Here is a 23584-nt window from a genome sequence, read left to right as displayed (position 1 = left end):
GATGATTAAACAACATATTGTTGTCCATGGTAAAGTTCAAGGTGTCGGCTTTAGAAATTTTACCCTAGCCGAAGCGCGTAAATTAGGAATTAAAGGGTGGGTGAGAAATAAAGCAAATGGTACAGTGGAGATAGAAGCAGAGGGTACTGAAAAAAAAATGGGACATTTCTTGGATTCTATAGCAGAGGGCAGCAAATTTTCGAAAGTTCAAAATTTAGACATAAGCGAAATAGATGCTGTCCAACATAAAGGAACCTTTGAAGTGAAGTATTAAAAACACTTTATTATAAAAACTTCGCTGGTCACCTCGTTCAAATGGCGGACTTGCTTTGCCTTCATGTGCCTATAAACGGAAAATCCTAGGGAAACGGCGGCATTCAAACGTTCTGAACGTTGAACGCCGCCGTTTTGCTTATTACCAATTATTCTTATTCTTAACAGTATAACAAAATGCTTCCTTCCGTTTTATGGATTCTCTGAAAATATATCTACACCTTTATCTGAGAGAATATCAAGCGCTTCTGTCACAGGCAGTTTAGGCATTTTGAATTCATCCATCAATACTTGTTGAAGGGTATTCCGATTCGGAAGTATTTTAGTTAGTACTCCCCCATTACCGTTACGGATTGTAAATTTTCTATTAACAAGCGAAAGACCTCTTCTTTTTTCTGGCTGCCACAGCTGACAGCGCAAAACATTCATGAACAGAGCTTCTTTTTTAAACGTTAATGTTACCCAAGGTTCAAAATCTTCCAGCTTCATTTGATCAAAAACGGAGAAAGTCCATTTCTTATCCGTGATTTGATCTCCTCTAACTCTTATGTAAGTATATTCTCCAAATTCTTCACCAGGTAAAAACAACAGTTTCTCACCTGCAAATGGAGGTATTGAATGCTTTCTTCCATGAAACGGTATCGGATCAAATAATGGTGCAGTCGTTCCTACATCTACATATAAAAGTCTCCCATTAGTTTCAGGGTCGTGAAGAATAATAGCCATGTGTTCTTCTCCTGGTCTAATGAGATGTCCTTTAAAACCAAGGGACTTTAATAAGTCAAATAAACATGAGTTTAAGGCAAAACAGGTACCTCCTGTATGATATTTCCAATGATCTTCTAAAAATTTTTCAATGGAAGGTATAGGAGCTGAACCTTTATATTGCTGATGCATTAACAGTTTACTAACATTTTCGAAGGGAAATGTCCGAACATGCGCTCGTATAATTTTTTTTAAATACTTTCGTGAAGGAGTTTCTTGTTTAAGTTTTAGCGTCTGCAAGTAGTCGCTTATCCAGGTGTTCATATTTCAAACCCCTTTAAATAAAAAATCTTATTATTACTCAAAGAATATCAACGCTCCGGACGAAAAGTTCGCCGGAGCGCATCCCATATTTTTAAATATACTGGTTCACTTTTGCCATGACGTCCATTTTTAATTGAAGTAAATGCTCTTCAGCACTCTCCATATTCTTTTCTGTCACCCCAAAATAAAATTTTACTTTGGGCTCTGTTCCTGATGGGCGGATACAAAACCAAGCTCCATCTTCTCTAATGTATTTTAACACGTTGGACACCGGTAATTCGATCTTTTCTTTTTTACCGCCTTTTATAAATGAACGCTCAGAAGTTTGGTAATCTTCTATTATTGTAATGGATTTACCACTTATAGAAGTCGGGGGATTTAAGCGGAAGTCTTTTAGCAGACGATAAATTTTTTCGGCACCCTCTTTTCCTTTTAACGTTAAAGAGTCTAAATCTTCAAGATAGTATCCGTATTTTTCATAGATATCGATGAGTCCGTCATAAAGAGTTTTACCCTGGTCTTTGTACCATAGCGTCATTTCTGCAGCTAATAATGCTGCTTGTACAGCATCTTTATCGCGTACAAAGTCGCCAATTAAGTATCCATAGGATTCTTCATATCCAAACTGAAAATCATATGTTCCATCTTTTTCAAATTGTTTAATTTTTTCTCCAATAAATTTGAATCCAGTCAGAGTGTCCATAACTTTCAAACCATAATTTTCTGCAATAACACGGCCAATTTCCGAAGTCACAATTGTTTTCAGCATCACTCCATTATCCGGAATAAAACCCTTCTTTTTACGTTCTGAAAGTAAGTATTCTAACAACAATGCACCTGTTTGATTTCCGGTAAGCAGCTGATAATGAGTATCTGCACCTTTTACTGCAACCCCAACCCGGTCTGCATCTGGATCTGTTGCAATTAACACATCTGCATCGTGCTTGATTCCTTCATTAATAGCTAGTTCAAACGCAGCCTTTTCTTCTGGGTTGGGACTTTTAATGGTAGAAAATTCTGGGTCAGGAAGCGCTTGTTCTTTCACAATATGAACATTGCTAAAGCCGCTCGTTTCTAACACTCTAGATACAGGAATGTTGGCAGTACCGTGAAGAGGAGTAAAAACAATAGAAACCTGTTCTCCTTTTTCTTGGATCAGTTCAGGATTAACACTTATGGTTTGCAGTTCATCATTATAAGCTTCATCTATTTCTTCCCCTATTACTTTGAGAAGTCTTGACGCCTTCATTTCATTTTCTTCAGCCGCTTCTACTAACAACTCATCTTCTACTTGCTCTACTTTCTCTATAATTGCTTTTGCAGGTTCAGGCGGGAATTGGCCGCCATCATCGCCGTAAATTTTAAAACCATTATATTCAGGGGGATTATGGCTGGCAGTTATTACTACGCCTGCAAACGCCTTTAATTTTCGTACTGCATAAGAAAGTTCAGGCGTTGGGCGCAGTTCTTGAAATATGTATGTTTGTATCTTGTGAGCCCCAAGGGTAAAAGCTGTTTCTAAAGCAAACTCTTTCGAATGATACCTTGAATCAAATGCAATAACCACCCCACGAGATTTTGCTTGTTCTCCATGCTCTTCTATAAACCTTGCGAGTCCTTCTGCCGCTCTTCTAATCGTAAATTTATTCATACGATTAGTGCCTGGTCCAATTTCCCCGCGCATTCCACCTGTACCAAATTCTAAATATTTATAAAAGCTGTCCTCAAGCTGTTTTTCATCCATACTTATCTGTTCGAGCTGCTTTTTTAATTCTTGATCAAGCCAAATATTCTTTTTCCAACGTTCCCAGTGTTTTCTCCATTCCATCAGCACCACTCCTTTAATCGTTTTCCTCACCCGTGTCTTACTAAAATAGAAAAACAAGCTTCATAGCAGTTTCCTATTTTGTATCAAGTATAATAAAATATTAGGAGTTCTGCCACGCCTTTTCGTTTTCAGGAGAAAGCAATTATTTTCCCTTTTTTCAGGCGCCTTCTACTGAAATATGCATCATAAAGGGGCTTTAACTCTAAGGAGATCGCGCTTCAATTCTTTTCCCACATATCTCCAATGAGATAATTTCCCGTAACCTAAATACAATTTTCTCCTTTGATTTTATTTTTCGCCTAAAAAATTTGCAGTCTTAATTGTACTTTGAAACTAGTTGCCCATAAATTATGAAATGTTTCTATGAATTTAGCGTAAAAGTCTTAGTTTAATTAATTTCCATTATTTTTTAAAAAATTGAAGGGTTTCTTTTTTCTTTGGAGAAATTTATCACTGTCAACAATTATAATATCTTAATTTATTTCTTTTTTTGGGGGCGGATAATGGGAATTTACCAATTTTTTGAAGATGATATTTATTTATTTCACCAAGGCACGCTGTTTCATAGTCATCATCTTCTTGGAGCTCATCCATTCAAGCTGGACGGGAAGTATGGCTACCGTTTTACAGTGTGGGCTCCACATGCTGAAAATGTGAGTGTTGCAGGGGAATTTAACTACTGGAATGGATCTGAACATCCTTTAAAAAAAGTAAGCGACGAAGGATTGTGGGCAGGTTTTATTCCTGACATAAAAAATGGAACTGCTTACAAATATGAAATTTTAACAGCTGGAGGATCAAAAATTCTTAAATCAGATCCTTATGGCTTTCAAGCAGAAGTCCGTCCTGCTACCGCATCTATTACTTACAGCCACAACGATTATCAATGGACAGATGATAATTGGCAGAAAAACCAAAAACATTATAATCCTTATCATTCCCCTCTTCTTATTTATGAACTTCACGCAGGCACATGGAAAAAAAAGGAAGATGGTACCTTTTATTCCTATAAAGAGTTAGCCGATCTTTTGGTGCCTTATGTAAAGGAACTTGGTTATACCCATATTGAACTTCTCCCGCTTTCAGAGCATCCTTTTGATGGTTCTTGGGGTTATCAAATCACAGGTTATTTTTCTATCACCAGCAGATATGGTACTCCAGATGATTTTAAATATTTTGTCAATACTTGCCACCAAAATAACATAGGAGTAATTATGGATTGGGTTCCCGGTCATTTTTGCAAAGATGACCATGGCCTAAGGTTATTTGATGGAAAACCTTTATACGAATACTATGATCAGCGAAAAGCAGAAAAAACCTCATGGGGAACATTGACATTTGATTTCGGCCGGCCAGAAGTCCAAAGTTTTTTAATTTCCAACGCAATCTTTTGGTTTGAAGAATTTCATGTAGACGGACTGCGCATAGATGCTGTAGCCAGTATGCTGTATTTAAATTTTGATAAGCATAATAATGAAGAACCCGTCTTTAATTCTTACGGCGGAGAGGAAAACCTTGAAGCAATTGCGTTATTTAAAAAGTTAAATGAAACTGTTTTTTATTACTACCCTCACGCTCTCATGATGGCAGAAGAAAGTTCAGAATGGCCGTTTGTGAGCGCACCAGTCCACAATGGCGGTTTAGGATTTAATTTTAAATGGAACATGGGGTGGATGAACGATATCCTCAAATACATGGAAATAGATCCAATTTACCGCAAGCATCACCACGAATTACTTACCTTTTCATTAATGTATACTTACTCAGAAAATTATCTTCTCCCTTTTTCTCATGATGAGGTCGTCCATGGGAAAAAGTCTCTTTTACAGAAAATGCCGGGAGACCAATGGCAGCAGTTTGCACAGCTACGTTTATTATTTGGATACATGATGACACATCCCGGAAAAAAACTTATGTTTATGGGCAGCGAAATAGCCCAATATGATGAATGGAAGGACAAAGAAGAACTTGATTGGGTACTTCTTCAATTCCCCCTTCACGAGCAAATGCAGTACTATGTAAAAGTATTAAATCACTTTTATAAAGAATATCCTTGTTTATATAAAAAAGATTATGACCCTGAAGGTTTTACTTGGATTGATGCTGACAACAATGACCAAAGTATACTTGCTTTTATGCGTCACGGGTTGAAAAAGGAAGATTTCCTTATTGTAATATGCAATTTCACTCCTGTCGTTCGGTATAATTTTAAGGTTGGGGTGATGGAACCCGGATCCTATGTGGAAATTTTCAACTCGGACTATAGTAAATTTGGAGGGTCAGGACAGATAAATGAGGAGGTGTTGTTTTCTACACCAATTCCATGGCACCATCAGGCCCAATCGATACAACTAAAAATTCCACCTTTTGCTATTAGTATTTTAAGAAAAGTGAAAAAAGAATGAAATATAGAGGAGGCGCATACATGAAAAAAGAATGTGTTGGCATGCTTTTAGCCGGTGGAGAAGGAAAAAGACTTGGCCTATTGACAAAAGATATGGCAAAGCCTGGCGTCTACTTTGGCGGCAAATACCGGATTATTGATTTCACCTTAAGTAATTGTGCGAATTCTGGAATTGATACAGTGGGCGTCTTAACGCAGTATGCCCCTCTTGCTCTTAATCGGCATCTGGGTATAGGACAGCCATGGGATATGGACCGAACCGATGGGGGTACTAGTATTTTACCTCCATACCGAGTAAAGGATGGCGGAGACTGGTATTCTGGTACCGCAGATGCTATATTTCAAAATTTACATTTCCTAGATCAGTATAATCCAGAATTTGTGCTCGTTATTTCAGGTGATCACATCTATAAAATGAACTATTCGGCTATGCTTGATTTTCACAAAGAAACAGGAGCCGAAGCTTCTATTTCCGTTATAGAAGTACCATGGAAAGAAACTTCGCGTTTTGGCATTATGAACACAAATAATCATTTAGCTATTACGGACTTCGAAGAAAAACCAGCCAATGCCAAAAACAACTTAGCTTCGATGGGAATTTACATCTTTAACTGGTCTGTTCTACGACAATACTTAGTCCAGGATGCATCTAACCCTGCTTCAAGTCACGATTTTGGAAAGGATATTATCCCTGCGATGCTCGAGGACAATCGTAACCTTTTCGCTTTTCCATACCACGGCTATTGGAAAGACGTCGGTACCATTCAAAGCTATTGGGAAGCTAATATGGATTTGTTAGACGATGACTCTTGTCTTCGCCTTGATGATCCTCATTGGCGCATATACTCAGTAAATCCAAATCAACCTCCTCATTATATTGGGCCTGAAGCAACGGTAAGAGGTTCTCTCATTAATGAAGGATGCCAGGTGTTCGGGAATATTAAGCGTTCCATTTTATTTTACGGTGTGGAAACAAAAATGGGATCATGCATAACGGATTCTGTTATTATGCCAAAAGTGAAAGTAGGTAAGGATGTTATATTAGAGCGAGCCATTGTAAAAGAAAATACAATCTTACCGGATGGATGTGTAATAAAGCCAGAAGCCGATGAAAAATTAATTGTAATAGATAACGAAACTTCCTTTGAAAATTTTACTTATGTTAAACAGCTTTAATTTAGGAAGGGGACAAATATGACTGGAATGATGGGAGTAGTCAATCTTGATGCCGAATATGATTTTTTACAAGAATTAACTTATTTTAGATGCGGTGCCGCAGTGCCCTTTGCAGGACGCTACCGATTAATTGACTTTACACTTTCTAACATGTCCAATGCAGGAATTCGAGAAATAGCTGTTTTCACAAGAAATAAATATCGTTCGCTTATGGACCATTTGGGGACTGGAGCGGAATGGGACCTTGATCGAAAAAGGGGCGGATTATTTATTTTACCCCCAGACTGGAACGATCCTAGTGATGTATCTAAGGGTGATCTTCAACATTATCATAACAACCGGGATTTCTTTTCACGTGGCAACCCTCAGTATATTTGCATTAGCGGAAGCCAATTCATAAGTAATATTTCCGTTCGTGAAGCTTTTCGCCATCATTTGCAAACAGAAGCCGATGTGACCTTAATTACAAAAACATTTCCTGTATTAGAAAATGAACATAACCACTGCTTAAAAGTAGAATACGATGAGCAAGGCTGGGTAAGTGCTTTTACGAATGACAAAACCAATCCTACTGTATATTCAGGTGTGTATATAATTGGAAAAAAATTATTTTTAGACTTAGTAGAAGAATGCATTTCACGAGGAAAAACAAGCCTTTTTCAAGATGGCATTAAAGACAATCTCTCAAAACTGCACGTGCAGACATATCATCATACTGGTTATTCATCGGTTATTAATTCATTAGAAAGCTACTACAAACATAACATGAGACTTTTAGATTCCGAAAACTATCGAAAACTGTTTTTTACCGATCAATTGATATACACCAAAGTAAAAGATGAACCTCCGGCTAAATACAACAGCCATATCGAAGTCAAAAACTCCTTAATTGCTAATGGATGTGTGATAAAAGGAGAGGTAGAAAACAGCATTTTATTTCGAGGAGTAAAAGTAGATAGCGGAGCTTCCATAAAAAATTCAATTATTATGCAGCGCTGTCATATTGAAGAAGGAGCAGTGCTCGAAGATGTCATTATCGATAAAGACGTAAGAGTTTCAAAAACCCGGACACTTATTGGTGCAAAAGAACAACCTTATGCTATTGCTAAGAGATCATCTATTTAATCATTTAAGAGGAGCGAGCTATGTTGAACATCTTATTTACTGCCTCTGAATGCACTCCCTTTATAAAAACCGGAGGGCTGGCCGATGTGATCGGTTCTTTACCTGCTGCACTGCAAAATGAACAACATTGTAATATCAATGTTATACTGCCTTTCTATGAAGATATAAAACTTAACCAATCAGAAACAGACCTTGTTTCATCGTTTAATGTTCCTGTTGGCTGGCGTAATCAAGAAGCTTCTCTGTATAAACTTTGTCATAACAACATTACTTATTATTTTATTAAAAATTCCTACTACTTCGGCAGAAAAGGTACCTATGGGTATTTCGATGACGGGGAACGGTTTGTTTTTTTTAGTCGAGCAGTTATCGAATCACTGCCGTTTCTTTCTTTTACCCCAGATATTATTCATAGTCACGACTGGCAGACCGGTTTAATTCCTGCATTTGTGAAAATCTTGCAGCCTATTGCTGGCGTTAAATCTGTGTTTACTATCCATAATATTCAATACCAGGGTATTATGCCTGCTAATATGTTCAATGAGCTGCTAAATATCGGTTCTGAGCATATGTTTGGAATGGAATGGGATGGATTGCTAAATTGCATGAAAGCTGGAATTTATCACGCAGACCTTTTAACTACAGTGAGTCCTTCTTATGCCAAAGAAATACAATACAGTTATTATGGAGAGGGTCTTGATCCTCTCCTGCGTGAACACCATGAAAAACTGTATGGAGTAGTAAATGGAATAGATACTTCTGAATTTAATCCCAAAACAGATACAAACCTGCATAAAAACTATTACCATTCTTCAGAGGACAAAAAAGAAAATAAAAAAGCTTTGCAGAAAGAAGCTAATCTGCCTGTTTCTTCAGAAACTCCTGTTATAGGGATTATTTCAAGGCTAGTTGAACAAAAGGGGCTTTCTCTTGTCACCTGTATGCTTGATGAAATATTGCAAGAAGATGTGCAGCTTATTATTTTAGGTACTGGCGATGGATCTATTGAAGATACTTTATTAGAGGCCGCACATAAACATAAAGAGCAGATTGTTTTTTATAATTTTTTTAATGAAGCACTCGCACGAAGGATTTATGCTGGTGCTGACTTTTTTCTTATGCCTTCGAGATTTGAACCGTGCGGGCTTGGTCAATTAATCGCTTTACAATATGAAACAGCGCCAATAGTTCGTGAAACAGGAGGACTGCGGGACACTGTCGTTCCTTTTAATGAATATACGAAAGAAGGAAACGGTTTTTCATTTACAAATTTCAATGCCCACGATATGTTTAATGCAACCCAATATGCATTAAACATATATCGCACACCAGAACTGTGGGATAACATCTTAAATAACATTTACGCCTCCTCTACCAGCTGGCATCAATCTGCAAAAAAATACCTTTCCATGTATGAAGAGCTTTGATTTTCTTAAATGCACCAACAAGGGAGTGGATTTATGAAAGAGAAAGAGATACAAGAAGCCATAAACAGCCATCTCGAAACAAAACTAGGCATTTCTGTTAAAGATGCATCAAACAGAGATATATTTATTGCCCTAAGCTGTATATTAACCGAAAAAATAAATGTGGATTGGAAATTAACGCAGGAATTTTATGACAAGAATAACGAAAAACAAGTATATTATTTTTCAATGGAATTTCTACTCGGAAAATTGATGAAAGTACACCTCTTAAATCTTCAAATGTTAGAGCCGGCAAAAAAAGTAGTGAAAAAGCTTGGCTTTACTTTGGATGAGGTGCTGGCTTGTGAACACGATGCCGGACTTGGTAACGGAGGACTTGGGAGGCTGGCTGCTTGTTTTTTAGATTCTATGGCTTCCTTGCAAATTCCCGGACATGGATGTGGTATACGTTATAAATACGGATTGTTTGAACAAAGGCTGATTAACCGAAATCAAGTTGAATTGCCAGATTATTGGCTAAAAGATGATTATGTATGGGAACATAGAAAACCAGATGAGAGCGTGGAAGTGAAGTTTGGCGGCACTATTAACATGAAAGAAGAAAACGGACGGCTGCAGTTTTATTACGAAAACGCGGAAACTGTTAGGGCTGTGCCGTTTGATGTACCAATTACTGGATATAACAATCAAACCGTTAATACACTTAGATTATGGAGCGCCGAATCATCAATTGATGCAGCAGCTTATTCTCAAAATGAACTTCCACAATATAACGATTATCTAGAATATAAACGTTCCATTGAGCAAATATCTGAGTTTCTTTATCCTGATGATTCTCATTTTGAAGGAAAAAAACTTCGATTGAAACAGCAGTACTTTCTCGTATCTGCAGGACTTCAAAGTATTATTCGCTCATTTAAAACCAATTATTTTAAATCGTTATCAGAGTTTTCGAGCAAAGTGGCTATTCAAATCAATGACACTCATCCTAGTTTGGTAGTTCCCGAATTAATGAGATTATTAATGGATGAAGAAGAGATGGGCTGGGAGCAAGCCTGGTCTATTACGACCCAAACAGTGGCCTATACGAACCACACCACCCTTAGTGAAGCACTAGAGACTTGGCCAGTGGACTTGTTTTCTTCCCTGCTGCCAAGAATTTACATGATTGTAGAAGAAATAAACGAAAGGTTTTGCCAAAATATTTGGTTTGACCACAAACAATTTAGAAATGAAATCCCTGAACTTGCCATCATCAGTTATGGACAAATAAAAATGGCTCATTTAGCAATTGTTGGGAGCCACAGTGTAAACGGTGTTGCTAAAATCCATACTGATATTCTAAAAAATAAAGAAATGAAACATTTTTATCGACTGTATCCAGCAAAATTTAATAACAAAACAAATGGTATTACTCATAGAAGGTGGCTGCTGCAAATAAATCCTGAACTTTCCCGTTTAATTACGTCTGCAATCGGAAATCAATGGAAGGAACGTCCTAAAGATTTAATTAAGCTTATACGCTATGCAGAAGATCCATCCTTTCAGTTAAAAGCAAAAGAAGTAAAAACATATAATAAACAAAGGCTCGCCCGTATCATCAAAGCTCAAACTGGATTAATCGTTAATGACCAGTCTATTTTCGATGTTCATATTAAACGATTGCACGGCTATAAGCGTCAGCTGCTAAATATATTTCATATTATTTACTTGTACAATACTCTAAAAGAAAACCCGGACCTTGATATCATTCCGCGTACGTTTATTTTTGGAGCCAAGGCCGCTCCAGGCTATTATTTCGCCAAACAAGTTATTCGTTTCATCCTTTCTGCTGCTGATATCATTAATAATGACGATACGATTCAAAATAAACTAAAGGTCGTATTTTTAGAAAACTATAATATAACACTAGCTGAAAAAATAATTCCTGCTGCTGATGTTAGTGAGCAGATCTCCACTGCCAGTAAAGAAGCATCTGGCACAGGCAACATGAAGATGATGATGAACGGAGCACTTACCCTCGGAACGCTAGATGGGGCCAACATTGAAATAAAAGATATGGTTGGCGAAAACAATATATTTACATTTGGCCTCACTTCAGACGAAGTCCTTCATTTTTATCACCACGGCGGGTATAATGCCCAAGACTTGTATCAAACTGACGAACGTTTACAATCCATTTTAAATCAATTGCACGATGGCTTTTTTGGTAATGATGAAAAAGACTTTAAAGATATTTACTATAATTTACTATCTCATAATGATGAATTTTTTGTTCTGAAAGATTTCAATAGCTACGAAGAAATGCAGGAATTTGTCGACCAAACATATCGCAATCAACAAAAATGGATGAAAATGAGTATTACAAATATTGCTCATTCAGGGAAATTTTCCAGTGACCGAACGATTCATGAATACGCTTCAGAAATATGGAAGGTTTCTAAATCCCCTGTTTTTTCTCGTTAAAAGATTATAAAGGTAAAAACAAAAGGGCAGCTGCCTTTATATTATCCTCTATAGAAATTAGTACAGCCCCCTTTCAACCTGAAAGGAGGGCTGATTTTATGATTGATCTTTTTTGTTCCACCACCCTACTAAAATAGGACCTGAAATATTGTGCCATACAGAAAAAACTGCACTTGGAAGAGCTGCCAGCGGCGTAAAATGCGCAGTGGCAAGCTGTGTGCCTAAAGCCGAATTTTGCATACCTACTTCAAGCGCCACAGCTCTTCGCTTTGTTTCATCCAACCCAGATATTTTTGCAGCTGCGTAGCCGAGTAATAAGCCAAAGCTGTTGTGTAAAATAACCGCAATCATTACGAGAACACCAGTTGATAAAATATTTTCTTTATTCGCCGCGATTACTGCTCCCACAATAGCAATAATAGCTGCAACTGAAATCACAGGCAAAAATCTTACACTGCGCGTAACTGCTCTAGGAAAAAAACTGTTCACTAATAGTCCCAAAGATATTGGAATAATAATAACTTGAATGATTGAAATAAACATAGAACCTGCCTCAACGGGCAGCCATTCATTAGCTAATAACATTAATATAAATGGCGTTAAAATCGGCGCCAGCATCGTAGATACAGACGTCATTGCTACAGACACCGCAATATCTCCTTTTGCAAGATAAACCATTACATTTGAAGCAGTTCCGCCCGGACAAGCCCCTACAAGCACTAATCCAGCTGCTAGTTCCGGCGGCAGCTGCAAAATAACAGCTAGACTAAAGGCTGCAATTGGCATAATAATAAATTGGGCTAATACTCCTAGACACACAGAAAGGGGTTTTTTAACAACGATCACAAAATCGGAGACTTTCATGGTTAATCCCATGCCAAACATAACGATCCCTAACAAAACAGCTATGTATTCTGTAATCCAAATAAAATAATCCGGAAAATAGAAAGCGATAAACGATACGATAATAACAAATAATGCAAAAAATTTATTCACAAATAGCTGCATTTTATCCATTTTTAGTCTCTCCCTTCACCGTTGCTGTATTTGGGAATTATACTTTTACAATGCTAACATTTCAACCATTTACAATATAAAAGTATTTAAGGAACAAACAGGTTGCTAGCAGATGTCAAAAGATGCATGGTATACTTTTTTTACAGAAAGGAGTTTTGTTCGTGAAAGATGATACACAATACCAGAAAGCTACTTTTGCTGGAGGATGTTTCTGGTGCATGGTTAAACCGTTTGATGAAATGGAAGGAATCGTTAGTGTCATTTCTGGTTACACAGGTGGAAATGTTGAAAACCCAACGTACGAAGATGTAAAAACAGGCCAGACCGGTCATTATGAAGCTATACAAATTACTTTTGATCCCTACTTGTTTCCCTATGACAAACTTTTGGAATTGTATTGGCCTCAAGTTGATCCTACTGATGACGAAGGTCAGTTTCACGACCGAGGGCCTCAATATAGAACAGCCATTTTTTATCACAATGAGCTGCAGAAAGATTTAGCAGAAAAATCTCGACAAGAAATAAAAGACAGCGGCCGTTTTCAAAAACCGATCGTCACAAAAATTTTACCCGCTGCAGTATTTTACCCAGCTGAGGAATATCATCAGGATTTCTATAAAAAAAATGAAAAAGATTATAAAAAAGACCGAGAGCAATCTGGACGAGATGAATTTATCCAGACGTATTGGAATTCTTGACGTGATGTTTTGCTGTTATAGAAGCAATCACTGCTTCTATTATCCAGCTGCCCGTTGCATGTCTGCAATGAATATATTAAAATATTTTTGTAGATACGGGATGTAGCTCAGCTTGGCAGAGCACAGGCATGGGGTGTCTGGAGTCGCAGGTTCAAATCCTGTCATCCCGACCAGTTTCGAATATACATAGTAAAGCTGTGTCAAAGAAAAAATTCTTTTAACACAGCTTTCTTTATCCAAACAGATTCGCAAGCCATTCAATACCGTAAAAAGAAGCAGCAGTCATTCCTAATGTCCATAGGGCAAGGCTGACATTCATCCACAATACAACCTTTCTTTTCTTTGCATTAAAAGCCATTGCAAAAATGGTCGCCAAGTGGATACCTGTTATCCCGGGACCAGCAAGCGCAAGCCCTGCTACGCCGTACTTATCAAATACACGCTGCATTTTTTCTTTCCTCGCTTGTTTTTTAGCAAGCTTTTCTTTATCTGCGCTTTGCTGAACATCATGCCTAAACCGTGCCCGTTCTTTCCATTTTTTTATCCATTTCATTTCACGTATGCCATCCATACCGTAAATTAATAAAAAAACGGGTAAAGCATTTCCAAGGAAGGCAATTACACCAACGATCACAGGATTTAATCCCGCTCCTATTCCGATAGGGATTACTACTAATAGTTCGAGCCAAGGCGTAGCTGCCATTAAAAATATACTTATATACCAACCGATAACTTCTAGCATTGTCCCCACCTACTTTCTAACACTTATCCCATTCCAAAACACCATCCAGCCAGCTTCTAGTTTGGCGTCCACTTTTTCTTTTGAATAGATAAACATGTCTGTAGAAATTCCATCAAGTAATGTATAAAAAGCCTGCAAATATATTTGTATATCTCCTGATTGAATTTCATTGTTTTTAATACCTTCTTCAAATAACTGAATATAGATTTCATCCGTTTCGCCTTCCCATAATTCAAAGCGTTTCACGATATTTTCTCTAAGGTCCATTGGCGGGAACATCAATACTCTCATGTACATCATGCCTATATCGTCAGAGCTTAAAAATTGTGCTGTTGATATAAGTGCTTGTTTTAATTTTGTTTTTACTGTCTTTACTTTTATATCAGCTAAGGACTCATTAACATAGTCTACATAGGCGCGAAATACATCTTCTATCGTGGCGAAATACAGTGCTTCTTTGTTATCAAAATGATTGTATAATGACGGCTTTTTAATCCCTACTCGCTTTGCTATATCTGACAGACTTGTTCCATCATAACCATTTTCGGCAAATAATTCTAAAGCGGTTTTTTTAATTTTATCTACTGTCATATCCTCAACCCTTTCAACTGCAAACTAACTAACGGTCGGTAGTTATTTTACACTGAACGGATATATGAGTCAATAATAATCGTTTCCCTCACTGAAAGACATAATTTTCTGTTAACTAATTAAACACAAAAGCATCTTATGTACGAATGGATATCGGCTAAGTACATCACTTCATGTTACGGATTTACTCGTAGAACCGCCAGTTAAAACTGGAACTAGATGCACACTCTAAGAAACACTTTCATTTTCATTATGTATAGGAACCTCTGAAAACGTTAGTGCTGCTGCAGGGGAGAACCTGAAACTAGTGCTTAACAGGATTAAAAAAAAGCCTGCGCTAACAACGCAAGCTTAAATAAAATGCCTATTTTTTTAACGTTACAGCAGTACCGTAAACCATCACTTCAGAAGTACCGTTCATAATAGAAGAAGAAGAGTAACGTACACTGACAACTGCATCAGCTCCCAGCTTTTTTGCTTCTTCTATCATTTCTTTTTCAGCATATTCTCTTGCTTCTAAAAACATTTCTTCATACTCTTTCATCTTTCCGCCAACCAGTCCTCGTAAACTTCCTGCAATATCTTTGCCAAGGTGTTTAGCTCTTACCGTATTACCTTTTACTACTCCTAAAGCTTCCTTTACCTCACTACCTGCTACTTTTTCCGTACTAACAATTATCATAAAATCCGGCCCTCACTTTTAACTGACTTCATTTCTATTATATACGAAGGAAAGCCGGGAATGTTTCATTATTAAACGTATTCTGGCTCTTCTTTAGAAAAAAACCATTTTAAAGCATGAAAGACATCGCCTTTTTGCTTGAGAATATAATGACGGAAGCGAGCATCATTAATTTTTCTGTACGCTTGCATCAACGTGGAGTGACGCTGATATTGATTTACTTCCGCATAACCTACCATGCTGGACAATTCCATTAATTCATTCATTAACCGTAAACATTTATGATTGTCAGAGGTTAAATTGTCTCCATCTGAAAAATGAAAAGGATAAATATTATAAAGAACTGGAGAATAATTTTTATCAATCGTTTCAAGTGCTTTTTCGTAAGCAGAAGAACAAATAGTTCCCCCACTTTCGCCTTTTGAAAAGAAGTCTTCTTCACTTACAATTTTTGCTTCAGTGTGATGTGCAATAAATTCGATATCCACTGTCTCATATTTCGTTCTTAGAAATCGAACCATCCAAAAGAAAAAACTTCTTGCCATAAATTTTTCCCATCGTCCCATAGAGCCTGAGGTATCCATCATAGCAAGGACAACCGCCTTAGACTCTGGTTTTACTTTTTCATTCCATGTTTTAAAACGAAGATCTTCATTGTAAATAGGATTAATATTAGGTTTGCCTTTTAATGCATTTCTCTTAAATGCGGATAAAATGGTGCGACGTTTATCAATATTGCCCATTAACCCCTGTTTACGTATGTCATTAAATTCTATATCTTCTACTACTATTTCGTCCTTCTCTTTTTGCTGCAAGTTAGGTAAAGTCATTTCACGGAATAACAGTTCTTCTAATTCTAAAATAGATACTTCAGCTTCATAATAATCTTCCCCTGCTTTGTCACCTGGCTTTTTCCCTGAAGCTCCTTTTTGCTCTTTTCCTCCTCCAGGTTCCCTTGCGATGACGTCTCCTTCTTTACTGTCTCCATCACCTTGACCTGTATATTTGTTATTGTCCATATTATAACGAATTTTATATTCATCCACAGAGCGAATAGGAATACGGATTACATCTTTACCATTGGACATAATGATATTTTCCTCTGAAATGAGGTCCGGTAAATTTTGTTTCACAGCTTCCTGCACTTTTTCCTGATGACGTCTTTGATCTTGATAACCTTTTCGATGAAGGGACCAGTTCTCTCGAGACACTATGAAATTATGCTTACCATTTCCTGACATCATGGGCCCCCTTTCATTACTACCCATTTAAAAGTGGATTATTCTTATCTTATGCGATTCAATCACTATAGTTGCAAAAATTCTGACTAAAGACCAACCTATCTTTATTTACTTTATGAAAAAAACCCTTGTGGCATAACCACAAAGGTTTCAAATCTTAGCGCATAAATGTAAATTCATTTATTGGCCAGTAACGGATATTTGCTTTTCCAACAATTTCATTCATATCAATAAAACCTAACTGGCGGCTGTCCATACTGTTTTGTCTATTGTCCCCCAGGACAAATACTTTTCCTTCAGGTACTTCCGTCTCTCCAGTAATTTCTTCTAATGTAAAATCATTAGTGAAATCTTCCTCTCCCATCTGATTTTTAAAAGGGGTCAAGTATTCTTCTGTTTGTTCTTCACCATTAACATAGAGGGTGTCATCTTCATATTCAATGTAATCACCTGGAAGTCCGATAATTCGTTTTATATAATCACTTTCTTCATTTGCGTGAAACACTACCAGATCAAAACGGTCAGGGTCCGAAAATTCATAGCCTATTTTATTAATTATTAAACGTTCACCGTTTTCAATTGTCGGCATCATAGACTCTCCATGTACCATATAATTGGCAAAAAAGAAAGTACGTACAATTAATACGATAATAATAACAACGGCAAACGTCTTAACCCAATCCCAAATTTCCCGTGCTAAATTATTCATCATCTCTCCTCCATTCATTCTATTATAATGTATCATTGTTATACATAAACGGCAATTGTTGAGTTTCTTGTTACAAAACTTTATGCTAAGATTATCTTATTCAAAAAAAGACTGTCCCAAAAGCACCTTTAAACATGAAGAAAACCAACCGTAAGGAGAGATAATTACGGTTGGTTTCTTTTGCTTTTGGATATGGCCTCAATCAAACATCATTTACTTAATGATCTAACGATTCAACAGACTTCCCACGTAGCGCAGCAATTCATTTGCAGATACTGAATTATACCCATGCTCATCAATTAGTCTGGCAATCACATCATTAATTTTCTTCAATTGAGATTCATCTGGTGTTTTTGTAGACGTCGTTATCTTTACTACATCTTTTAGATCTGCAAATAATTTCTTTTGTATTGCTTCTCTTAAACGTTCATGAGAGTTGTAATCAAACCTTTTCCCTTTTCGTGCATAAGCGGAAATTCGAATTAAGATTTCTTCACGGAACGCTCTTTTTGCATTCTCAGAGATACCAATTTGTTCTTCAATGGAACGCATCAGCTTTTCATCAGGGCTCATTTCTTCCCCAGTTAACGGATCTGTTAATTTATTTTTATTACAATACGCTTCTACATTATCTAGATAATTATCCATTAATGTCTTGGCTGATTCCTCATAAGAATAAACAAATGCTTTTTGGACTTCTTTCTTAGCTGCTTCATCGTACTCTTTTCTCGCAACCGAAATAAAATCTAAATACCTTTCCTTATCTTCTTTCGATATAGATGCATGCTGATCGAGTCCCTCTTTTAATGAACGAAGAACATCCAGGGCATTTATAGAAGCAACATCTTTACGTATAATCGCAGATGAAATACGATTTATAACATACCTCGGATCTATTCCATCCATGCCTTCATCTTGATATTCATTTTTCAATTCTACCACGTCTTGTTCTTTAAAACCTTCAAGTTCTTCCCCGTCATATAAACGCATCTTTTTCACGAGATCTACACTTTGTTTTTTTGGATCCTTTAACCTGGTTAAAACAGAAAATACCGCTGCTGTCCGTAAGGCGTGTGGTGCAATATGCACATGAGCCATATCACTTTCTCTAATCATTTTTTCATAAATTCGTTCTTCATTTGTAACACTTAAATTATACGGAATATTCATAACGATGATCCGTGAGTGAAGTGCTTCATTCTTTTTGTTTGAAATAAATGATTTATATTCGGCTTCATTCGTATGAGCTACAATGAGTTCATCCGCACTTATGAGGGCAAAACGTCCAGCTTTAAAATTTCCTTCCTGAGTTAAAGATAACAAGTGCCACAAAAATTTCTCGTCACACTTAAGCATTTCTTGAAATTCCATCATACCCCTGTTTGCTTTATTTAATTCGCCATCAAACCTATAAGCCCTAGGATCTGACTCTGACCCATATTCAGCGATCGTTGAAAAATCAATGCTGCCGGTTAAATCTGCAATATCTTGTGATTTAGGATCAGACGGACTAAATGTTCCTATCCCTACTCTTCTGTCTTCTGAGAAAAATATTCTTTCAACCATGACGTCTTCTATATTTCCACCATACTCTTTTTCAAGCCTCATCATATTTAATGGGGAAAGATGGCCTTCTACGCGAATTCCATATTCATCATAAAATTCTTTTCTAAGATGACCTGGTATTAAATGGAGGGGGTCTTCATGCATCGGACAGCCTTCGATTGCATAAACAGCACCTGCATCCGTTCTCGTGTATTGTTCTAACCCTCGCTTTAGTAAAGTAACAATCGTTGACTTACCTCCGCTCACCGGCCCCATTAAAAGTAAAATTCTTTTCCTAACATCGAGCCTGCGCGCAGCAGAGTGAAAATATTCTTCTACTAATTTTTCTAAGGAATCCTCTAAACCGTAAATTTCTTTTCCAAAAAACTCGTACATTTTTGTGCTGTCTCTTTCTGTTACACCTGCATCCTTTATCATATTATATACCCTTGAATGAGCAGTCTGAGCAATATGAGGATTTTCTTTCACTAACTCTAAATATTCCCTAAAAGTTCCACGCCACTTTAAGTTTTCTTCTTCTTCTCGAGACTGACGTATTTTATCAATAATACTCAATTTAAGAGCCTCCCTTTCTTCGTAAAAACAGAGTAAAATGCGAAGAAAGCAGATTGGGCTGCTTCCTAAATACCTTGTTCATTACTCCATATCTATGCAAAAAAAAAAGAGAACATAACCCTGCTCTTTTGCCGATATTAAAGTTAGAAAAGTAAAATTTGTGCTTGAAAGTGTGAAACCATATGAAAACATCAACTGGATACGTATTTATAATGTTTTTAATGATAGTTTTTATAATCTTACTTAGCAGCACGATGCATCAAGCAAATAATGTTAAGAGTGTAGAAACAGTGCTAGAAAACGAAGTACACATAGACAGCATCAAAATTCCGCAGAATAGTTATATTTATGATAAAAACGGTGAACGTTTTTCTACACTTAAATTGGAAGAAAACCGTAAATATATTGATTACGAGGACATTCCAGAACTTGTCATCCAAGCCTTTTTATCTACCGAAGATCAACAGTTCTACGAACATAAAGGGGTGGATATATCGTCCATTGTTCGGGCGCTTATTGTAAATGCTAAGTCTAATAATATAGAAGAAGGAGCGAGTACCTTAACACAGCAGGTTGTCAGAAACATATATCTTTCTCATGAACAAACGTACAATCGTAAACTCAGTGAAGTGCTTTACTCCTACCAGCTTGAAAAAGAGTATTCAAAGAATGATATTCTAGAGCTTTACATTAATACGATTTATTTTCATAACAGTATTTACGGGTTTGAAACAGCAAGTCAAACATATTTCGGCAAATCAAGTAAGGAACTGACCCTTGCTGAGCTATCATTTCTAGCCGCTGTACCAGCAAACCCCAGTCATTATGATCCTTTAACTAATAAAGAAAACACTCATTTGCGGCAGCAATGGATTCTAAATAAAATGGTGGAAGCAGAAGCGATTACAGAAAAAGATAGGGAAAAAGCTTTATTGCAGGATGTAGAAATCAATTTTACTGAACCATCAGAGTATTATTCTGATTATGCGCACTATATTGAACACGAATTAAAACAACTGATAGCATCTAAAGAAGGGTATCAACAAAAAATGGAGACAGCTGATGAGAAGAAAAAAGGAACTATTCAAAAGGAATTAAACAAGAGAGTAAATGAAATCCTTCAGTCAGGTGTACACATAGTAACATCTATGGATCCCGTTATTCAAGAACAGGCTGCAGCTAATCTCAATGACAAATTAAAACGATGGAACGTACAAGGAGCAGCTGTAATTATTGATCATGCCAAAAACAGCATAGCAGCTATGAGCGGAGGCAAAGACTATCAAAAATACGATTTCAACCGTGCTTTTCAAGCGTTTCGCCAGCCTGGTTCCACAATTAAACCGCTCCTCGTATTCGGCCCTTATATGGATCAAACCAAAACAAGCTTGAAAGCACATATAAGTACAGACCAGTTCTGCCGCAACGGATACTGCCCTTCTAACGCAGAAGGTGGTTATTACGGCAGTACGACAATAAAAAATGCTTTCGCTCAATCTTACAACACCGCTGCTGTTAGACTGTTTGACCAAGTAGGTATTCCTACAGCTTTTTCTTACCTAGAAAAATTTGGTTTTTCCCAAATTCAACCTGAAGATTATTCACATCCAGCTGCAATAGGTGGATTTTCTCATGGAATGAGTCCTTTAGAGTTAACAAGGGCCTACACTGTTTTTTCTAATGATGGCCATTTCACTAAAGCTAGAGGCATTAAACAGGTTAAAGATAATAATGGAAATATTTTATATGAATGGAAAAACAACTCTGAACCCATTTGGGAGAAAGAAACAAATGACAAACTTAGAACGATGCTGCAAAAAGCAGTCACCGATGGAACAGGCCAATATGCAAACATATCAGGAGATAACATCGGGGGTAAAACAGGTACTACCAATAATACGTTTGATTTGTGGTTTGTTGGTTATAACGATCGTTTTACTACAGGAGTATGGATTGGACAAGATACCCCTGCAACTTTGCAGCATTTACAGTCCTCACGCCCTCATTTAGGCTTGTGGAAAGACATAGTATCACAGCTTCCTCAATAACAAAGAAGCGGCCGCTCTTGACCGCTTCTTTATATAAGAAGACTATTAATAATACTATTATAAAGCCTTATAGCTGCATAAATTACAGCCAGCACAAAAACACACCAAAAACTAATATGGAAAAAAATCATTCCAAACAATCCTGTACCAGACATGGATTCTGATACATTATACACAAAATAAATGAAGTAAATAACGGTTGCCAGTAAAAAGCTAGCCCCTATTCCAGCGGGAAAGGTTATAAATAAAAGAGAACAACAACTCGCTATTAAGTAAATCCATGTTCCGCCACGAATTTTACGAAGTTCATTTCCTTCTTCATCTTTAGAAAAAAACAATAAAGACAACTCCATCATAGTATCGGCAATTAACTTTAACGCAGCAAATACCATAAAATAAAATAAAGTTAATAAAAACAGCAGCGTTAATTTTATACCGGTTTCAGAGAAAAATTCCAGCATCCCGGTATATAAACCAATATCTGAAAGCCATTCAATAATTATATTTTCCATGTAGATAGATAGTGAAATACTGAACAGCAAGATTGAAAACAAAGGAAAATGACTTGTTAAATATGTATTTTTCATTACAATTCCTGATCTCCCAATGGTATTACCATGAAGAAAAGACAGCGGAAGGCTGTCCCCCTCCGCTTTATCCTTTTATAAATGATGTATTACTTCAAAGGCCTTTAATTCACTTCCAGAAGCAGGGCCTTTATCTTTGGACTCTCTTTTTTCCTGGTGAGCCTTTTTAAAAGCATCACTATGAAGCCAATCTTCATAATGCTGCTTTGATTCCCACTTCGTAAAAACAACTTGTTTTCCGTTTTCCTCATCTTGTTCTAAAAACATAAAATCCAAACATCCCGGAACGGCTTTCATATTGTCAGCACTTTTGCCAAAACGACCTTTCATTGCTTCTTTTGCTTCATTTGGTACGTGAAGCTCGTTCATTACTACATACATTTACAGAACACCTCCCGTATAATAAGTAAAAAAATAGCATACTTTAAAAATTAAATACGTTACATTATCTATTATACCAATGTAACAGATGAACCTCCAAATGATATTGTTATCCAAGGATTCACAGCACTTGGGAAATAGGGTATAATATATTTATGAAGACAAGCGTTAAAGGAGGCTTTACATAATGAAACTAGTGTTGCTCCTTGGAGTATGTGTTGCTTTTCTCGTATCCATCCTTACTGCAGGTTTTGAAGATAAACCTCATAAGTATTAATCTTTCCATCAAAAAGAGCCTTACATAGGGCTCTTTTTGTTTATTCAAACAGATAGTAATAGGCTGCCTGCCCCTCTGTCATCCCTTTTACTCCGGTTGTAAATGCCCCTGCACGAGCGGAGATCGTCTTCCACATGCACTTACGACCTGCGGGAACAGAAATACTGAAACATCCTGTACTTGGCAGAATCGTGAATCTGAGTCCGTTCGATATTGTACAGGAATAGACGTTTTTGGCCAATCTTTTTAATGCTAAAGACTTTTCTTAATACAACGCTGGGAAATTTTGCTGTCGTAATGCTTCATATACAAGAATCGCAGCAGTATTAGATAAATTTAGGGAGCGTATATGATTATTTTGAGGGATACGCAGACATCTATCCACATTTTTAGATGTAATATTTTCTGGCAGGCCACTCGTTTCTTTACCGAAAACAAAAAAATAATCCGTTTTCGGATCTTCAAAAGAAAACGTACTATATGGTTTTCTCCCAAGAGTTTCAATAAAATAAAATTCACCTTTAATGTAGCACTCAAAGAGTTCATCTAGGGAATCATAATAATGAATCTCTACGTTTGGCCAGTAATCACAGCCCGCTCGTTTTAACATTTTATCATCTGTAGAAAAGCCAAGCGGTCTAATTAAGTGTAAATGTGTGCCTGTACCTGCACAAGTTCTAGCAATATTTCCTGTATTTGCAGGAATCTCTGGCTGATATAATACAACATGAATACTCATTTCTGCACCTCGTCTTATTTCAT

General features: G+C 36.9%; 20 protein-coding genes and 1 tRNA gene. 9 read left to right on the top strand and 12 right to left on the bottom strand.

All coding sequences use genetic code 11. The features are described from left to right. Position 1 precedes the first annotated feature (1 nt). Complete coding sequence (locus CEF16_RS00875; RefSeq protein ID WP_091586885.1) at positions 2–274, top strand: acylphosphatase; 273 nt, start codon at positions 2–4, stop codon at positions 272–274. A gap of 191 nt (positions 275–465) precedes the next feature. On the opposite strand, the gene CEF16_RS00870 is transcribed toward CEF16_RS00875, so the two are convergent. Both CEF16_RS00870 and CEF16_RS00865 read right to left on the bottom strand, forming a co-directional pair. Then, on the bottom strand, positions 466–1302 hold the full coding sequence (locus CEF16_RS00870) for an arylamine N-acetyltransferase (RefSeq protein ID WP_091586884.1): 837 nt from the start codon (positions 1300–1302) through the stop codon (positions 466–468). 91 nt (positions 1303–1393) lie between these two features. After that, entirely contained in the window at positions 1394–3130 is a 1737-nt protein-coding gene (locus tag CEF16_RS00865; RefSeq protein WP_091586883.1) for a phospho-sugar mutase, read from the bottom strand. Positions 3131–3633: 503 nt separating this feature from the next. Between CEF16_RS00865 and glgB the strand changes: the two genes are divergently transcribed. The 5 genes from glgB to CEF16_RS00840 are packed head-to-tail and all read left to right on the top strand — an operon-like array spanning position 3634 to position 11728. After that, entirely contained in the window at positions 3634–5535 is a 1902-nt protein-coding gene (gene glgB / locus CEF16_RS00860; protein ID WP_091586882.1) for a 1,4-alpha-glucan branching protein GlgB, read from the top strand. A 20-nt stretch (positions 5536–5555) separates the two neighbouring features. Then, on the top strand, positions 5556–6710 hold the full coding sequence (locus CEF16_RS00855; RefSeq protein WP_091586881.1) for a glucose-1-phosphate adenylyltransferase: 1155 nt from the start codon (positions 5556–5558) through the stop codon (positions 6708–6710). Between the two features lie 18 nt (positions 6711–6728). Continuing rightward, positions 6729–7835 carry a glucose-1-phosphate adenylyltransferase subunit GlgD gene (glgD, locus tag CEF16_RS00850; protein WP_091586880.1) on the top strand — a complete coding sequence of 369 codons (1107 nt, stop codon included), beginning with the start codon at positions 6729–6731 and terminating at the stop codon, positions 7833–7835. Positions 7836–7855: 20 nt separating this feature from the next. Then, positions 7856–9262, top strand: a complete 1407-nt coding sequence (locus CEF16_RS00845; RefSeq protein ID WP_091586879.1) for a glycogen synthase — start codon at positions 7856–7858, stop codon at positions 9260–9262. Between the two features lie 33 nt (positions 9263–9295). Continuing rightward, on the top strand, positions 9296–11728 hold the full coding sequence (locus CEF16_RS00840) for a glycogen/starch/alpha-glucan phosphorylase (protein ID WP_245917730.1): 2433 nt from the start codon (positions 9296–9298) through the stop codon (positions 11726–11728). A gap of 96 nt (positions 11729–11824) precedes the next feature. Here CEF16_RS00840 and CEF16_RS00835 read toward each other — a convergent pair whose 3' ends face one another. Continuing rightward, entirely contained in the window at positions 11825–12745 is a 921-nt protein-coding gene (locus CEF16_RS00835; protein ID WP_091586877.1) for a bile acid:sodium symporter family protein, read from the bottom strand. 122 nt (positions 12746–12867) lie between these two features. Between CEF16_RS00835 and msrA the strand changes: the two genes are divergently transcribed. After that, entirely contained in the window at positions 12868–13443 is a 576-nt protein-coding gene (msrA, locus tag CEF16_RS00830) for a peptide-methionine (S)-S-oxide reductase MsrA (RefSeq protein ID WP_091586876.1), read from the top strand. Between the two features lie 96 nt (positions 13444–13539). Further along, positions 13540–13616, top strand: a tRNA-Pro gene (locus CEF16_RS00825). A gap of 59 nt (positions 13617–13675) precedes the next feature. Here the strand turns inward: CEF16_RS00825 and CEF16_RS00820 are convergent. The 6 genes from CEF16_RS00820 to CEF16_RS00795 all read right to left on the bottom strand — a co-directional run bounded on the left by CEF16_RS00820 (position 13676) and on the right by CEF16_RS00795 (position 19529). After that, positions 13676–14185, bottom strand: a complete 510-nt coding sequence (locus tag CEF16_RS00820; RefSeq protein ID WP_091586875.1) for a small multi-drug export protein — start codon at positions 14183–14185, stop codon at positions 13676–13678. Positions 14186–14194: 9 nt separating this feature from the next. Beyond that, the gene (locus tag CEF16_RS00815; RefSeq protein ID WP_091586874.1) at positions 14195–14776 is read right to left on the bottom strand and encodes a TetR/AcrR family transcriptional regulator; all 582 of its coding nucleotides are present in this window, start codon (positions 14774–14776) and stop codon (positions 14195–14197) included. Positions 14777–15140: 364 nt separating this feature from the next. Beyond that, positions 15141–15458 carry a YbjQ family protein gene (locus tag CEF16_RS00810; protein ID WP_091586873.1) on the bottom strand — a complete coding sequence of 106 codons (318 nt, stop codon included), beginning with the start codon at positions 15456–15458 and terminating at the stop codon, positions 15141–15143. Between the two features lie 71 nt (positions 15459–15529). Beyond that, positions 15530–16699 (bottom strand): sporulation protein YhbH, encoded by a 1170-nt coding sequence (yhbH, locus tag CEF16_RS00805; RefSeq protein ID WP_425428012.1) that lies wholly within the window; start codon positions 16697–16699, stop codon positions 15530–15532. Between the two features lie 157 nt (positions 16700–16856). Next, complete coding sequence (gene lepB / locus CEF16_RS00800) at positions 16857–17411, bottom strand: signal peptidase I (RefSeq protein ID WP_091586871.1); 555 nt, start codon at positions 17409–17411, stop codon at positions 16857–16859. A gap of 222 nt (positions 17412–17633) precedes the next feature. Then, a complete protein-coding gene (locus tag CEF16_RS00795; RefSeq protein WP_091586870.1) occupies positions 17634–19529 on the bottom strand; it encodes a PrkA family serine protein kinase in 1896 nt (631 codons plus the stop codon). Positions 19530–19711: 182 nt separating this feature from the next. On the opposite strand from CEF16_RS00795, the gene CEF16_RS00790 reads away from it, so the two are divergent. Beyond that, complete coding sequence (locus CEF16_RS00790) at positions 19712–21577, top strand: transglycosylase domain-containing protein (protein ID WP_091586869.1); 1866 nt, start codon at positions 19712–19714, stop codon at positions 21575–21577. A gap of 29 nt (positions 21578–21606) precedes the next feature. Here CEF16_RS00790 and CEF16_RS00785 read toward each other — a convergent pair whose 3' ends face one another. From CEF16_RS00785 to trmL, 3 genes are all read right to left on the bottom strand, one after another. Next, positions 21607–22164, bottom strand: a complete 558-nt coding sequence (locus CEF16_RS00785) for a DUF5366 family protein (protein ID WP_091586868.1) — start codon at positions 22162–22164, stop codon at positions 21607–21609. A 75-nt stretch (positions 22165–22239) separates the two neighbouring features. Further along, positions 22240–22545, bottom strand: a complete 306-nt coding sequence (locus CEF16_RS00780) for an antibiotic biosynthesis monooxygenase family protein (RefSeq protein WP_091586867.1) — start codon at positions 22543–22545, stop codon at positions 22240–22242. A 542-nt stretch (positions 22546–23087) separates the two neighbouring features. Next, entirely contained in the window at positions 23088–23561 is a 474-nt protein-coding gene (gene trmL, locus CEF16_RS00775) for a tRNA (uridine(34)/cytosine(34)/5-carboxymethylaminomethyluridine(34)-2'-O)-methyltransferase TrmL (protein ID WP_091586866.1), read from the bottom strand. Between the last annotated feature and the right edge of the window lie 23 nt (positions 23562–23584).

Origin of the sequence: Alteribacillus bidgolensis, from assembly GCF_002886255.1 — a bacterium.
Lineage (GTDB): Bacteria > Bacillota > Bacilli > Bacillales > Marinococcaceae > Alteribacillus > Alteribacillus bidgolensis.
Note: the sequence above shows the minus strand (reverse complement) of the source record. Positions and strands in the feature narration are given on the sequence as shown.